Genomic DNA, 13,951 nt, shown 5'->3' with positions numbered 1-13,951 from the left:
AAAAATGATAAAAAATCGCATTCTTGATTGTCCCTTTTGCTTCGCTCATCCGACTCCCAGGAAAACACTGCAGCAATAAATAAAAAATGATTCAGGAGAAGGTATGAACAACGCTTGGGGAAAGGTCGCTCCGGCTTCGCTTTGGGGAAAACGGGCCACGCCGCTGGCCGTGGCCATTGGCCTGGTCTTCGCTGCACCGCAGATGGCGAGCGCCGCCAGCGCCGCTGCCGCCTATCACATTCCGGCCGGTGAGCTGGACGGCGCGCTGAACGCGTTCGCCGCGCGCGCCGGCATCGCGCTCTCGGTGGACGGCGCACTGACCGCCGGTAAACGTTCGCCGGGCCTGAGCGGCAGCTACGGCGTCGATGACGGCCTGAACGCCCTGCTGGCGGGCAGCGGCCTGCAGGCTAAAGCGCTCGGCAACAACGGCTACACGCTGGCCAAACTGCCGCAGCCGCAGAAAGAAGAGGACATCACCGTGGTCGGCGACTGGTTGGCGGAAGGCCGTCAGGCAGACGTGTTCGAGCATCCCGGTGCACGCGACGTAGTGCGCCGCGAAGACTTCGTCAAAACCGGCACCACCACCGTGCGCGAAGCGTTGAACCGCGTGCCGGGCGTAGTGGCGCCGGAGAACAACGGCACCGGCAGCCATGACATGGCGTTGAACTTCGGCATTCGCGGCCTCAACCCGCGCCTCGCCAGCCGCTCCACCGTGCTGATGGACGGCATCCCAGTGCCCTTCGCCCCTTACGGCCAGCCGCAGCTGTCGCTGGCGCCGGTCTCGCTCGGCAATATGGATGCGATTGACGTGGTGCGCGGCGGCGGCGCGGTGCGCTACGGGCCGCAGAGCGTCGGCGGCGTGGTTAACTTCGTCACCCGCGCCATCCCGAAAACCTTCGGCATGGAGGCCGGCATGCAGGGGCAGCTCAGCCCGACCTCGCGCCAGGATCACCCGAAAGGCACCGGCAACCTGATGATCGGCGGCACCGCCGACAACGGCTTCGGCGCGGCGCTGCTCTACTCCGGCACCCGCGGCAGCGACTGGCGCGAGCACAGCGCGACCAAGATTGACGACGTGATGCTGAAAAGCCGCTACGCCCCGAACGAGGTGCACACCTTCAACAGCCTGCTGCAATACTACGAAGGCGAAGCGGACATGCCGGGCGGCCTGAGCCGGGCGGACTACAACGCCAACCCATTCCAGTCGACGCGCCCGTACGACAAGTTCTGGGGCCGCCGCCAGTTGGCCAACTTCGGCTATCAGTATCAGCCGGATCAACAGCATAAGTTCGACGTGCAGAGCTTCTACACCTACACCCTGCGCAGCGGCTATCTGGATCAGGGTAAAAACCTGACGCTGTCGCCGCGCGAATACTGGGTGCGCGGCGTGGAACCGCGCTACAGCCAGAGCTTCCGCTGGGGCGATTCGGCGCATGAGGTCGGCGTCGGCTACCGCTACGTCAGCGAATCCACCCACGAGCTACGCTACACCAGCAAGGCCAGCACCGGCAGGCTGCCGTCCACCGCCAGCCCGTACGATCGCGACACCCAGTCCGGCACCGAGGCGCACGCCTTCTATATCGACGATCGCATCGACATCGGCGACTGGACTATCACGCCGGGCATGCGCTACGAGTACATCAAGTCGTATCAGAACAACTACATCAAGAACAACCGCCTCGACGTTAGCTATAACGCACCGCTGCCGGCGTTGAACGTGATGTATCACCTGAACGAATACTGGAACCTGTACGCCAACACCGAAGGCTCCTTCGGCACCGTGCAATACAGCCAGATGGGCAAAGCGGTCGACAGCGGCAAGATTGAACCGGAGAAGGCGCGCACCTGGGAGCTGGGCACCCGCTACGCCGGCGATGCGCTGACCGGCGAGATCGGGCTATTCCTGATCAACTTCAACAACCAGTACGACTCCAACCAGGTGACCGACAGCGTGACCGCGCGCGGCAAAACCCGCCACGCCGGGCTGGAAGGCAGCCTGCGTTACGATCTGTCGCAGCTGACGCCGAAACTGGACGACCTGACCGCCTACGCCAGCTACGCCTACGTCAACGCCACCATCCGCGAAGACGGCGGCTACAAGGGCAACCAGGTGCCGTTCTCGCCGAAGCATAAAGGCACGCTGGGGCTGGACTACACGCCGGGCAACTGGGCGTTTAATCTTAACGGCGAGCTCCAGTCCAGCCAGTTCGCCGACAACGCCAACACCGTGGCGGAAAGCGCCGACGGCAGCACCGGCCGCATTCCCGGCTATATGCTGTGGGGCGTGCGCGCCGCCTATGATTTCGGCCCGGAAATGGCCGGTCTGAATCTGGGCGTCGGGGTGAAAAACCTGTTCAACCACGAGTATTTCACCCGCGCCTATGACGACAACAACAAAGGTCTGTACATCGGTCAGCCGCGCACGATCTATCTGCAAGGTTCGGTGAAGTTCTGATCTTCAGCGGCGGGTGCGGTTAACCGTGCCCGCCGCCTTTCCCATCAACGTGACGATGTCACATAAAACCACTCCTCCGCGCCGCCGCAACGGCGAAAAATAAGTCGCTTCTGACGCCAATACGCGTAGTATCGACGATCCGCCCCGATTTATGGGCGCGGATTTTTTGCCGTTCTGGCCTGAAAAGCGAGGGAATAAGATGAATCATAATGACCTTTCTCAGTGCCGCGTGGACACCGACCGTTTGTTGATTGCCCCCTTTACCGCAGCAGACGCCGACGATGTTTACCAGGCGATCACCCCCACTCTGACGCGCTTTATGACCTTTGAGCCGGAAGCGTCACCGGAAGATTTCGCCAACGTCTGGCAAGGCTGGCTGCCGCTGATGCGCGAAGGCGAAGAAGTGATCTTCGTCGCCCGCCGGCGCGAAGACCGAGAGTTCGTCGGCGTCGGCGGCGCACACAACCTGCGCAGCCACACCCCGGAGCTGGGCATCTGGGTCAAAGAGAGCCTGCATGGCCAGGGTTACGGCCGCGAAATCGTTGAGAGCATCGCGCGCTGGGTCAGCGAACGCTTTCAGCCGCAGCACCTTATCTACCCGGTGGCCGAACAGAATACCGCCAGCCGCCGCCTCGTCGAGTCGCTGGGCGGCGTGCTGGCCGGCCGTTGCGAACGCGTCAAGTATGATGCCGTAGTGTACCACCTGCCGCCTCAGCGCTAATCAGCATCGGGCCGCCGGCCCGGTGTGACCTTTTTTGCTTTCCGCCGTGATAACCGCTGCCACTGCCTGCGGGTTTGTGCTAATGATAGAGGCATGTAGGGTAAAAACAGTTGAGGAACAGCAACATGATTATTTTTGTTACCGGCGCCACCTCCGGTTTCGGCGAAGCCATTGCGCGCCGTTTTATCCGTGAAGGCCACCAGGTGATCGCCGCCGGGCGCCGCCTTGAGCGTCTCGAAGAGCTGCAGGACGAATTAGGGCAAGCGCTGCACATCGTGCGGCTCGACGTGCGCAACCGCGCCGCCATTCAACAGGCGATCGAGGCACTGCCGGCCGAGCTGCGTCAGATCGACGTGCTGGTGAACAACGCCGGGCTGGCGCTGGGGCTGGAGCCGGCGCACAAGGCCAACGCCGATGACTGGGAAACCATGATTGACACCAACGCCAAAGGGCTGGTGAACATGACACGCGCGCTGCTGCCGGCCATGGTCGAACGCAACGTCGGCCACGTGATCAACATCGGCTCCACCGCCGCCAACTGGCCTTACGCCGGTGGCAACGTGTACGGCGCCACCAAGGCGTTCGTCAAACAGTTCAGCCTGGGCCTGCGTGCCGATCTGCACGGCACGCGCATCCGCGTGACCGATATCGAGCCGGGCCTGGTGGGCGGCACCGAGTTTTCCAACGTGCGCTTCAAGGGCGATGACGGCAAGGTCAATAAAACCTACGAAGGCGCCGATGCGCTGACGCCGGAAGACATCGCCGAGTCGGTGTTCTGGGTCGCCACGTTGCCGGCGCGCGTCAACATCAACACGCTGGAAATGATGCCGGTCAGCCAGTCCTTCGCCGGGCTGAACATCCACCGCGGCGCCTGATCCCTGGCGGCGGGAGGCGACTCCCGCCCTGTTTCCTCAGGCCGCGCGCCAGCCGGAAACGATGATCAGCATGCCCACCAGCGCCACCCCGGCGCCCACCCAGTCCAGCGCAGACAGCTTCACCCCATCCACCACCCGCAGCCACAGCAGCGCCGTCGCCACATACACGCCGCCATAGGCCGCGTAGACTCGCCCGCTGGCCGCCGGATGCAGTGTCAACAGCCAGACAAACAGCATCAGGCTTAATGCCGCCGGCAGCAGCAGCCAGGCGCTGCCCTGCTTCTTGAGCCACAGGTAAGGCAGGAAACAGCCGATAATTTCGGCGAGCGCAGTGGCGAAAAACAACAGCGTGGTTTTTAACATCGGTCGCAGTTTTCTCTCGATAAAGTAAACGAATCGGCGCTTGGCTGGTGAATTCCAGGAACGCAGTGGTATATTTGTCACCACGCCTGCGGGCGAGGTAACGCCAGTGCCGCCATCATCAGGCGCACTCACTCATAAGGATGAAACGATGAAAACATTTTCGACCCAACGACTGCTGCGCGGGATGCTGCCGGTCGCCATGCTGGCCGTTATGGGCGCCTGGCAGGCGCCGGCGCTGGCCGCCACCTGCACTCAGGGCAGCACCTGCGTCACCGTCGATGGCAAAGGCAGCGGCGCGATGAGCACCGAAGAAGCGCGCCAGAGCAAAGAGCAGTGGAATGATACCAAAACCCTGCGCCACAAGGTTAACACTCGCGTCGAGAAAGAGTTCGACAAGGCCGATCGCGCCGCGGATGACGAAGACCGTTGCAACGACAGCAACAACGTCAACGCCTACTGGGAACCGGACACCCGTAAATGCCTGGATCGCCAGACCGGCCGTCGGATTAATCCTTAATCCGCCTGCGGCGGGCGGGCAAGCGTGAAACCCGGTCGCCGTTGCTGCTATCCTGTTACAGGAAGTCCATTGTCTAAAAGGATGACGTGATGAAAAAAACGCTGATATTAACCGCTGTGTTGCTGGCCGGCGCCCCGCTGGCGGCACTGGCCTCCTGCGAAAGCGTGAAAGCGGACATTTCGCAAAAAATCGTCAATAACGGCGTACCGGAGTCCGGCTTCAAACTGGAGATCGTGCCCAACGATCAGGCCGATCAAGCGGGTGGCCAGGTGGTCGGCCACTGCGAAAACGACACCCAGAAGATCGTCTATACCCGCCTGAACAACGGCGACGATCGCGGTGACGCGGCGCAGACCGGCACCAGCCAGGATACCTCCAACACGCAGTAAGCCACACCGGCTATCCCGGGCGCTCTGCAGCAGCGCCCTTTCCTTATCCCTTACGCCTGCTCCGCCTCTTCTTCTTCGCCCTGCGGCCGACAACGCGCCGGGATCAGCATCGCCGCCGCCAGCGCCAGCAACGACACCAGCGCCGACACCAGAAATACCCAATGCAGTGAAGCCGCCACCTGCTGGGTCAGCTGCGCCAACGCCTCGCTCCCCATGCTCTGGCGCACCGCCGGTTCCATCAGACGCTGCACCGGATCGTCAATCTCCGGCAAACGCCACTGCAAGTTGAGATTCAGCGTCGCGCCCAGAATAGCGGTGCCGATGGCCGAGCCCACCATGCGGGTAAACACGGTACAGGCGGTGGCGATGCCGCGAATGCTGTAATGCGCCGCGTTCTGCACCGAAACCAGAAACGTGGTGTTGCACAACCCCATACCGGCGCCGACCATAAACGCCGCCACCCGGCCCCACAGCAGGCCGCCCGCCGGCTGCAACAGCAGCAATATCAGGCCGCCCGCCACCAACAGCAGCGCCCCCAGCAGCGCCGTGGCGCGATACGAGGTCATCAGCATCAAACGGCCGCTCAGCGTGCTGGCCAGCGGCCAACCGATCGACATCAGGGCCAGCGTGGTGCCCGCCTCCAGCGGCGAGCCGCCCATCACGCCCTGAATGAAGGTGGGCAGGAAAGCGCTGATGCCCATCATCGCCGCACCGATCACCAGCCCGCCGATGTTGCCGGCGACGATCACCCGGCTTTGCCACAGCGCCAGCGGGAACAACGGTTCGACCGCACGCCGCTCCTGGCGGACAAGCAGCGCCAGCGACGCCGCCGCCAGCGCAAACAGCGGCGCCACCCACCATCCCAGACTTTCCATCTGCAACAGCGCCAGCAGCAGCGCCGAAACGAACAGCGTCAGCCAGGCGGTGCCCGCCAGATCCAGCGCGTGCCGCCGCAGCTGCTGATGCGCCGGCAGATAGCGCCAGAGGAAGAACATCGCCAGCAGGCCGATCGGCAGGTTAACCCAGAACACCAGCGCCCACGGCAGATGCTGGACGATAAACGCCCCCAACAGCGGGCCGATGATCGCCGACACGCCCCATACGCTCGACAGGTAGCCCATCACCTTCGGCCGCTCGGTGGCGCTGTAGATGTCGCCGATGATGGTGGACGCTATCGGCATGATGGCGCCGGCGCCCAACCCCTGCAGCAGACGAAAGCCGATCAGCCAATACATGTCGGGGGCGAAGCCGCACAGCACCGATCCCAGCAGAAACAGCGTGGCGCCGAAGAAGAACACCCGCTTGCGGCCGTAGAGATCCGCCAGCCGCCCGTAGATGGGGATGGTGATCGCCTGCGCCAGCAAATAGACCGCGAACACCCAGCCCAGCAGCGAGAAGCCGCCGAGATCGCCGATGATGGTCGGCATGGCGGTGGCGACGATGGTGGCTTCGATCGCCGACATGAACATCGCCAGCATGCAGGCGATCAGAATCAGCGGGCGGTGAGCGATGGGTGCGGGTGAAACGTTATTTGTCATGGCGTTATGCAGCTTTCCTGGCGTTTTTATTTTCTCTGAGTATATCAGCAAGCGCCTGCGCCGAGTCTATCCGCCCTCACATCCTGTCTTTGCCGGCGGCGAATCGCACCATTTGGACTCATTGTTACAGCGTAACGTTATGCGGCGGATTTTTTTCACTTTCCATGCATCCCAGCGCTGACGCGGGCTGAGGCGCAGATCGGCGTAAACTCAATCACCTGATTTTGTTCATAAAACTTGGCACGACCAACGACAGGGTGCTATACCTTCCCTAGCCGACGCCTTTGGGCTTCGTGCTTTCTCGGGTTTAAATATCAGTATCTTATGCTGATTAACTCACGTATTGAGCCTACGTTCAGCACGCTGTGCCGAACGCACCCTTCGCTCAATGTCGCTAACCTCATGCGAAACGCCCGTTTTGTACCGCCACGCCCGCCGGGCCGTGGGTAACAATCAGAGCGGAATGCGCCGTCTCGTCGGCCGCTCCGCGCAACGGAGGACGCAACATCATGCACAAGTCAGCGCCATACCGGCGCCTGCTCCTCGGGAGCCTGCTGTTTATCGCCGTCATCGCGCTGCTGGTTTACGGCATCGGTTGGGACACCCTCAAGTCGCGCCGGGAAGATTTGATCTATCTCGGCCAGCAACACATGTTCCTGGTGGCCTGCTCCATGCTGCTGTCGCTGCTGGTCGGCATTCCCAGCGGCATCCTGCTGAGCCGCCCCTTTGCCCGCCGCTGGGCGGAACACGTGATGCAGATCTTCAACGTCGGCAACACCCTGCCGCCGCTGGCGGTGCTGGCGCTGGCGATGGTAATCATCGGCATCGGCGATCGGCCGGCGGTGGTGGCACTGTTCCTCGCCTCGCTGCTGCCCATCGTGCGCAATACCTATGCCGGCCTGCGTTCGGTGCCGCCGGCGCTGGTCGAGGCCGCCAACGGTATTGGCATGACCGCCGGGCAGCGGCTGCGCCAGGTCGAACTCCCTAACGCGCTACCGGTGATCTTCGCCGGGGTGCGCATCGCGATGGCGATTAACGTCGGCACCGCGCCGCTGGCGTTTTTAATCGGTGCCAGCAGCTACGGCGAGCTGATCTTCCCCGGCATCTACCTGAACGACTTCCCGACGCTGATCCTCGGCGCCGCCGCCACTGCGCTGATCGCCCTGCTGCTGGATCTGGCGCTGGCCGGTCTCGGCCGCCGGCTCAGCCCGCACACCGCATCCTGATGGGAGAAACGCGATGACTCGATGGTTACAACGCCTCCGCCACGCGCTGCTGTTCTCCTTGCTGATGACCGGCGCGGCCGTCTGGGCCGCCCCGCTCACGCTGGCGAGCAAGAACTTTACCGAACAGCGCATTCTGTCGGCGATCACCGTGCAATACCTGCGGGCCAAAGGTTTTCAGGTCGAACCCAAGACCAATCTGGCCACGGTGATCACCCGCAACGCGATGATCAACAAACAGATCGACATGACCTGGGAATACACCGGCACCTCGCTGATCATCTTTAACCACATCAATAAGCGCATGACGCCGCAGGAAACTTACGACACGGTGAAAAAACTCGACGCCAAGCTAGGCCTGGTGTGGCTGCAGCCGGCGGACATGAACAACACTTACGCCTTCGCCATGCAGCGCCAGCGCGCGGAAAAAGAGCAGATTCGCACGATGTCGCAGCTGGTGGCCAAAGTGGAACAGGTGCGTAAAACCGACCCGAAACACAACTGGCTGCTGGGGCTGGACCTGGAGTTTGCCGGCCGCTCGGACGGCCTGAAGCCGATGCAGGCGCTGTACGACATGCCGCTCGATCGCCCGCAAATCCGCCAGATGGACCCCGGCCTGGTCTACAACGCCATTCGCGACGGCTTCGTCGACGCCGGGCTGGTGTACACCACCGACGGTCGGGTGAAAGGGTTCGATCTGCAGGTGCTGGAAGACGACAAAGGCTATTTCCCGAGTTATGCGGTCACGCCGGTGGTGCGCGCCGACGTGTTGCAAAACACGCCGGGGCTGGAAGCGGCGCTGAACACGCTGTCGAAACAGTTCAATAACCAGGTCATCACCGAGCTTAACGCCAAGGTAGATATCGACTACCAGACGCCGCAACAGGTCGCCGACGCGTTCCTCAAGCAGCGCGGCCTGATTTAGGAGACATGATGAATACCTTACTTTACGCCTGGCAAAACTGGGCCTATATCGCCGGATTGACGCTGGAACACCTGCTGCTGGTCGGCGTCGCCGTCGGCCTGGCGATCCTGATCGGCGTACCGCTCGGCGTGCTGATTGTCCGCCACAAATGGTTGGCGACGCCGGTGCTGAGCCTGGCCACGCTGGTGCTGACCGTGCCCTCCATCGCCCTGTTCGGGCTGATGATCCCGCTGTTTTCCTTAATCGGCCACGGCATTGGCTACGTACCGGCGATCACCGCGGTGTTCCTCTACTCGCTGCTGCCGATCGTGCGCAATACCCACACCGCGCTCGACAACCTGCCCGGCGGGCTGCGCGAAGCCGGCCGCGGCATCGGCATGACGTTCTGGCAACGCCTGCGCTGGGTAGAGATCCCGGTGGCACTGCCGGTGATTTTCGGCGGCATTCGCACCGCCGTGGTGATGAATATCGGCGTGATGGCGATAGCCGCAGTGATCGGCGCCGGCGGCCTTGGCCTGTTGCTGCTCAACGGCATCAGCAGCAGCGACATCCGCCAGTTGATTACCGGCGCCGTGATGATCAGCCTGCTGGCGATCGTTCTCGATTGGTTATTGCACCGCTTGCAAATTGCGCTAACGCCCAAGGGGATCCGTTCATGATTAAATTGGAAAATCTGACCAAACAGTTCATGCAGAAGAACGGCACACCGTTCAACGCCGTCGACAACATCAATCTGGACGTGCCGGAAGGCGAAATCTGCGTGCTGCTCGGCCCTTCCGGCTGCGGCAAAACCACCACGCTGAAGATGATCAACCGCCTGATCGAACCCACCGGCGGCACCATTCTGATCAACGGCGAGGACACCAGCGCGCTGGATACGGTCAGCCTGCGCCGCAAAATCGGCTACGTCATCCAGCAGATCGGTCTGTTCCCCAACATGACCATCGAGGAGAACATCACCGTAGTGCCGCGCATGCTGGGTTGGGACAAAAAACGCTGCCACGATCGCGCCGAGGAGCTGATGAGCATGGTGGCGCTGGATCCCAAGCGCTTTTTGCACCGCTACCCGAAAGAGATGTCCGGCGGGCAGCAACAGCGCATCGGCGTGATCCGCGCGCTGGCCGCCGATCCGCCGGTGCTGCTGATGGATGAGCCCTTCGGCGCGGTAGACCCGATCAACCGCGAAACCATCCAGAACGAGTTTCTCGACATGCAGCGCCAGCTGAAAAAGACCGTGATGCTGGTCAGCCACGACATCGACGAAGCGCTGAAGCTCGGCGATCGCATCGCGGTGTTCCGCCAGGGCAAAATCGTGCAGAACGCCAGCGCCGATGAGCTGCTGGCGCGCCCGGCGAACGACTTCGTCGCGTCCTTTGTCGGCCAGGATCGCACGCTGAAGCGCCTGCTGTTGGTGCAGGCCGGCGACGTGGCCGATCAACAGGAAACGGTGACGGTGCGCCGGGAGACGCCGCTAGTGGAGGCGTTCGGTCTGATGGACGATATCGACGCCCGCTCGGTGACGGTGGTGGATGCCGACGGCAAACCGTTGGGATACGTCAAACGCCGTGAGGCGCGCGGCGCGCCCGGGGTCTGCGCCGACAGCCTGCACCGTTTCCGCGTCACCGCCCGTGCGGAGGAGAACCTGCGCGTGGTGCTGTCGAAACTGTACGAGCACAACACCTCCTGGATGCCGATCGTCGATGAAGACGGCCGCTACAGCGGCGAAATCTCGCAGGATTATATCGCCGACTACCTCAGCTCCGGCCGCACGCGCCGGGTGTTGACGCCGCAATAACCCCCGCCGGGGCGCTCGCCGCCCCGCCTATGCCGCAGTTTGCTAAAGATTCACTGGTCATCGGCCGGAGCGCCAAGCACAATGCGCTGATGACCCTTTGATTTTTCTCACGACGCCGCCCACGCATGAAAAGATTGGTCCACCTGCACCACTATCGCGCCCTGCTGCGCAGCCTGCTTATCGCCGTGTTTATCGGCGTCGCCGCCGCCCTGGCGGTGTGGCTGTTCCACCGTTCGATGATTGGCCTCGAGTGGCTGCTGCTCGGCAATGCCGACGGCAGCCTGGTGGCCGCCGCCGCCGCGCTGCCCGGCTGGCGACGCGCGCTGACGCCCGCGCTGGGCGGTCTGGCGGCGGGCCTGCTGCTGTATGTTCACCAGCGCTACCGCCACCAGCGTCCGGCGGCGCCCACCGACTATATGGAAGCGATTGAGACCGGCAACGGCAAGCTGGATACCGGCGCCAGTCTGGTGAAGTGTCTGGCGTCGCTGCTGGTGGTGTCGAGCGGCAGCGCCATCGGCCGCGAAGGCGCGATGATCCTGCTGGCGGCGCTGGTGGGCTCGTTGTTTGCCCAGCGCTTTACGCACGAGAAAGAATGGAAACTGTGGGTGGCCTGCGCTGCCGCCGCCGGGATGGCCAGCGCCTATCATGCGCCGCTGGCGGGCAGCCTGTTTATCGCCGAGATCCTGTTCGGCACCCTGATGCTGGCCTCGCTCGGCCCGGTGGTGATCGCCGCAGTGAGCGCCCTGCTGATGACCAACCTGCTCAACGGCGGCCAGGCGCCACTCTACCTGGTGACGCCGCTCTCCGCCCCTCTGCCGACACAATACCTGCTGATGGCGCTGGTCGGCGTGGTGGCCGGCGCCGGCGGGCCGCTGTTTTTATGGCTGATGACCGCCACCGGCCGCGCGTTCCGATCGCTGCGGTTGAAGCCGCCGTTGCAGCTGGCGTTGGGCGGCCTGATCGTCGGGCTGCTTTCGCTGCTGTTCCCACAGGTGTGGGGCAACGGTTACAGCGTGGTACAGGCGCTGCTGATTGCGCCACCGGGGGTGTTGCTGCTGGGGGCGATCCTGGTATGTAAACTGTTGGCAATCCTTGCCAGCAGCGGGTCGGGCGCACCCGGCGGGGTCTTCACCCCGACGCTGTTCGTCGGCGCCGCGCTCGGCTCGATCATCGGTCAGCTGTTTGGCCTGTGGCCGGGCATGGATGCGGCGGTGCCGCTGCTGCTGGCGCTGACCGGCATGGCTACCCTGCTGGCCGCCACCACCCATGCGCCGATCATGGCGGCGCTGATGGTGTTTGAAATGACCGGCGAATACGCGCTGCTGCCCGGCATTCTGCTGGCCTGCGTGATCGCCACCACCGTGTCGCGCGGCCTGCGACCGGTGTCGGTGTACCACACGGCGCCGCCGCCCAAACGCGAGGCTTAGAACTCACCCTGCTGCAATATTTTCCTGAACTGCGGGCACTGCAGGTGCTCGGGTTCAGGACAATCGACCATGTGCCGCAGCCCGTCGCGCACCTGCATCAGGCGCTGGATATGGCGATCAAGCTCATCCGCCCGCGCCGCCAGCAGCCCGCGATCGATCGCGATTTGGCCCCGTTCGTCAAACAAAGCACTCATCTCATCCAACGTAAAGCCGGCCAGGCGCGCGAGCGCAATCAGCCGCAGTTGATCGAGCACCCCGGCGGCGTATTGACGGCGCAAACCGTGGCGGCCTATCGACGCAATCAGCCCCTTTTTCTCGTAATGCCGCAGCGCAGAAGGCGCGACTCCGCTCAGGCGCGCCACCGCGCCGATATCCAGTTCTTTCGCCATTGACTTGAAGCCGACTTTAAGTTGCACACTGTGCGCACATTATCACGTCACTGAGTTAAGGACACCCGTATGACCCCCGATATGTTAGTGCGCATCCTGCTAACCGGCGCCGGCGCCACCCTCTGCATGGATTTGTGGGCGTTGCTGCTGAAGCGGCGCTTCGGCATCCCTTCCCTCGATTACGCGCTGGTGGGCCGCTGGTTTCTCGGCATGTTCGACGGCCGCTGGTTTCACGCCACCATCGTCACGGCGCCGCCGCGCCAGGGTGAGAGAAAAATCGGCTGGATACTGCACTACGCCATCGGCTTGGCGTTCGCCTTTATCCCGCTCGGTTTGGCGGGCATCGAGTGGTATGCGGCGCCGGAACCGCGCATCGCGCTGTTGAGCGGCTGGCTAAGCCTGGCGGCGCCGTTTCTGGTGATGCAGCCCGCGCTGGGCTTTGGCGTGGCGGCGGCGAAAACCGCCAATCCGCGCAGAGCGCGGCTCCTCAGCCTGCTCACCCACACGGTGTATGGGCTGGGCCTGTTGATCGCCGCCCGATTGTTGGCGACGTTCTGTGCCTGAATGGGCTACAGCAACGTGGAAATATCGAGGTAGTGCGCCAGTTCGCGCTGCTCCGCGCGCGGCAGATACGGAATTTCACCCAGCAGCGGCGCGGAAATGCGCTGCTGCAGCGCCGTGATGGTTTCGGCGTAGTGCGCCAACCCCGGATTGATGCGGTTGGCCACCCAGCCCAGCAGCGGCAGGCCGTCGTTGATGATCGACTGCGCGGTCAGCAGCGCGTGGCTGACGCAGCCCAGCTTGATGCCCACCACCAGCACCACCGGCAGTTGCTCCTGCACCACCCATTCGGCGTACGGCCGCAGATCGTTCATCAGCACGCGCCAGCCGCCGCTGCCCTCCACCACCACCGTATCGGCTTTGGCGGACAGATCCCGCAGGCCGCTGCTCATCAGGCCATAGTTGATATCCTCGGTCGCATGCGCGTGAAACACCTCATCCAGACAAGTGATGGGGTTGATCTCCTCGTAGGACAGCGGCAAGGTTGAAGATGCCTGCAACACCAAAGCGTCTTTATTGCGGATGCCCTCGCTGGTTTCCTGGCAGCGCGCGGCGATCGGCTTGTAGCCGGCCACTGAACGGCCTTCGGCGGCCAGAGCCTGCATCAACCCGCGGGAAACCACGGTTTTACCGACGTCGGTATCCGTGCCTGTCACAAATAAACGCTTCAACATGAATAAAATGCCCCAGAATGCCCCGTTAACAATGTGTCGCCGCATCGGCGGCGAAGAAGTCTTTCGGAAAAATTCTAGGGGATGCTGCCACGTAGGGGC

General features: G+C 63.0%; 15 protein-coding genes. 11 read left to right on the top strand and 4 right to left on the bottom strand.

Annotated elements, in window-relative coordinates:
- Positions 1-103 precede the first annotated feature (103 nt).
- The 3 genes from fecA (at position 104) to ydfG (ending at position 4,051) form a co-directional block, all read left to right on the top strand.
- Positions 104-2,455, top strand: coding sequence for a TonB-dependent Fe(3+) dicitrate receptor FecA (fecA, locus tag WA302_RS07945; protein WP_336063390.1), 2,352 nt, complete (start codon positions 104-106; stop codon positions 2,453-2,455).
- A gap of 199 nt (positions 2,456-2,654) precedes the next feature.
- On the top strand, positions 2,655-3,176 hold the full coding sequence (locus tag WA302_RS07940; protein WP_025302723.1) for a GNAT family N-acetyltransferase: 522 nt from the start codon (positions 2,655-2,657) through the stop codon (positions 3,174-3,176).
- 125 nt (positions 3,177-3,301) lie between these two features.
- A complete protein-coding gene (gene ydfG, locus WA302_RS07935; RefSeq protein WP_025302722.1) occupies positions 3,302-4,051 on the top strand; it encodes a bifunctional NADP-dependent 3-hydroxy acid dehydrogenase/3-hydroxypropionate dehydrogenase YdfG in 750 nt (249 codons plus the stop codon).
- Between the two features lie 36 nt (positions 4,052-4,087).
- On the opposite strand, the gene WA302_RS07930 is transcribed toward ydfG, so the two are convergent.
- Positions 4,088-4,414: a YnfA family protein gene (locus WA302_RS07930; RefSeq protein WP_025302721.1), complete on the bottom strand. Its 327-nt coding sequence runs from the start codon at positions 4,412-4,414 to the stop codon at positions 4,088-4,090.
- 148 nt (positions 4,415-4,562) lie between these two features.
- On the opposite strand from WA302_RS07930, the gene WA302_RS07925 reads away from it, so the two are divergent.
- Together WA302_RS07925 and WA302_RS07920 are read left to right on the top strand one after the other, a co-directional pair.
- Positions 4,563-4,931 carry a DUF1283 family protein gene (locus WA302_RS07925; RefSeq protein WP_019455910.1) on the top strand — a complete coding sequence of 123 codons (369 nt, stop codon included), beginning with the start codon at positions 4,563-4,565 and terminating at the stop codon, positions 4,929-4,931.
- Between the two features lie 89 nt (positions 4,932-5,020).
- Positions 5,021-5,320 carry a DUF1161 domain-containing protein gene (locus tag WA302_RS07920; RefSeq protein ID WP_019455911.1) on the top strand — a complete coding sequence of 100 codons (300 nt, stop codon included), beginning with the start codon at positions 5,021-5,023 and terminating at the stop codon, positions 5,318-5,320.
- Positions 5,321-5,370: 50 nt separating this feature from the next.
- Here WA302_RS07920 and WA302_RS07915 read toward each other — a convergent pair whose 3' ends face one another.
- Positions 5,371-6,858 carry an MDR family MFS transporter gene (locus WA302_RS07915; protein ID WP_049203477.1) on the bottom strand — a complete coding sequence of 496 codons (1,488 nt, stop codon included), beginning with the start codon at positions 6,856-6,858 and terminating at the stop codon, positions 5,371-5,373.
- 509 nt (positions 6,859-7,367) lie between these two features.
- Here WA302_RS07915 and WA302_RS07910 point away from each other — a divergent pair.
- The 5 genes from WA302_RS07910 to clcB all read left to right on the top strand — a co-directional run bounded on the left by WA302_RS07910 (position 7,368) and on the right by clcB (position 12,228).
- A complete protein-coding gene (locus tag WA302_RS07910; protein ID WP_043143261.1) occupies positions 7,368-8,084 on the top strand; it encodes an ABC transporter permease in 717 nt (238 codons plus the stop codon).
- Between the two features lie 64 nt (positions 8,085-8,148).
- Complete coding sequence (locus WA302_RS07905) at positions 8,149-9,006, top strand: glycine betaine ABC transporter substrate-binding protein (protein WP_169541220.1); 858 nt, start codon at positions 8,149-8,151, stop codon at positions 9,004-9,006.
- Positions 9,007-9,014: 8 nt separating this feature from the next.
- Complete coding sequence (osmW, locus tag WA302_RS07900; protein ID WP_015377782.1) at positions 9,015-9,665, top strand: osmoprotectant ABC transporter permease OsmW; 651 nt, start codon at positions 9,015-9,017, stop codon at positions 9,663-9,665.
- Positions 9,662-10,801: an osmoprotectant ABC transporter ATP-binding protein OsmV gene (gene osmV / locus WA302_RS07895; RefSeq protein ID WP_016927861.1), complete on the top strand. Its 1,140-nt coding sequence runs from the start codon at positions 9,662-9,664 to the stop codon at positions 10,799-10,801. Before osmW ends, osmV begins: the two co-directional genes overlap by 4 nt.
- Positions 10,802-10,926: 125 nt before the next feature.
- Positions 10,927-12,228 (top strand): voltage-gated ClC-type chloride channel ClcB, encoded by a 1,302-nt coding sequence (gene clcB, locus WA302_RS07890; RefSeq protein ID WP_049295515.1) that lies wholly within the window; start codon positions 10,927-10,929, stop codon positions 12,226-12,228.
- On the opposite strand, the gene WA302_RS07885 is transcribed toward clcB, so the two are convergent.
- Positions 12,225-12,617, bottom strand: a complete 393-nt coding sequence (locus tag WA302_RS07885) for a helix-turn-helix domain-containing protein (protein WP_043143268.1) — start codon at positions 12,615-12,617, stop codon at positions 12,225-12,227. The two genes, clcB and WA302_RS07885, sit on opposite strands and share 4 nt — an antisense overlap.
- A gap of 69 nt (positions 12,618-12,686) precedes the next feature.
- Here WA302_RS07885 and WA302_RS07880 point away from each other — a divergent pair, with 69 nt between their 5' ends.
- Positions 12,687-13,181, top strand: a complete 495-nt coding sequence (locus WA302_RS07880; RefSeq protein ID WP_043143271.1) for a DUF2938 family protein — start codon at positions 12,687-12,689, stop codon at positions 13,179-13,181.
- A 5-nt stretch (positions 13,182-13,186) separates the two neighbouring features.
- On the opposite strand, the gene bioD is transcribed toward WA302_RS07880, so the two are convergent.
- Positions 13,187-13,852: a dethiobiotin synthase gene (bioD, locus tag WA302_RS07875; RefSeq protein ID WP_025302714.1), complete on the bottom strand. Its 666-nt coding sequence runs from the start codon at positions 13,850-13,852 to the stop codon at positions 13,187-13,189.
- Between the last annotated feature and the right edge of the window lie 99 nt (positions 13,853-13,951).

The organism is Serratia sp. 201 (assembly GCF_037027545.1).
Lineage (GTDB): Bacteria > Pseudomonadota > Gammaproteobacteria > Enterobacterales > Enterobacteriaceae > Serratia > Serratia bockelmannii.
The sequence above is the reverse complement of the archived record's forward strand: the minus strand, read 5'-3'. Positions and strand labels throughout refer to the sequence as shown.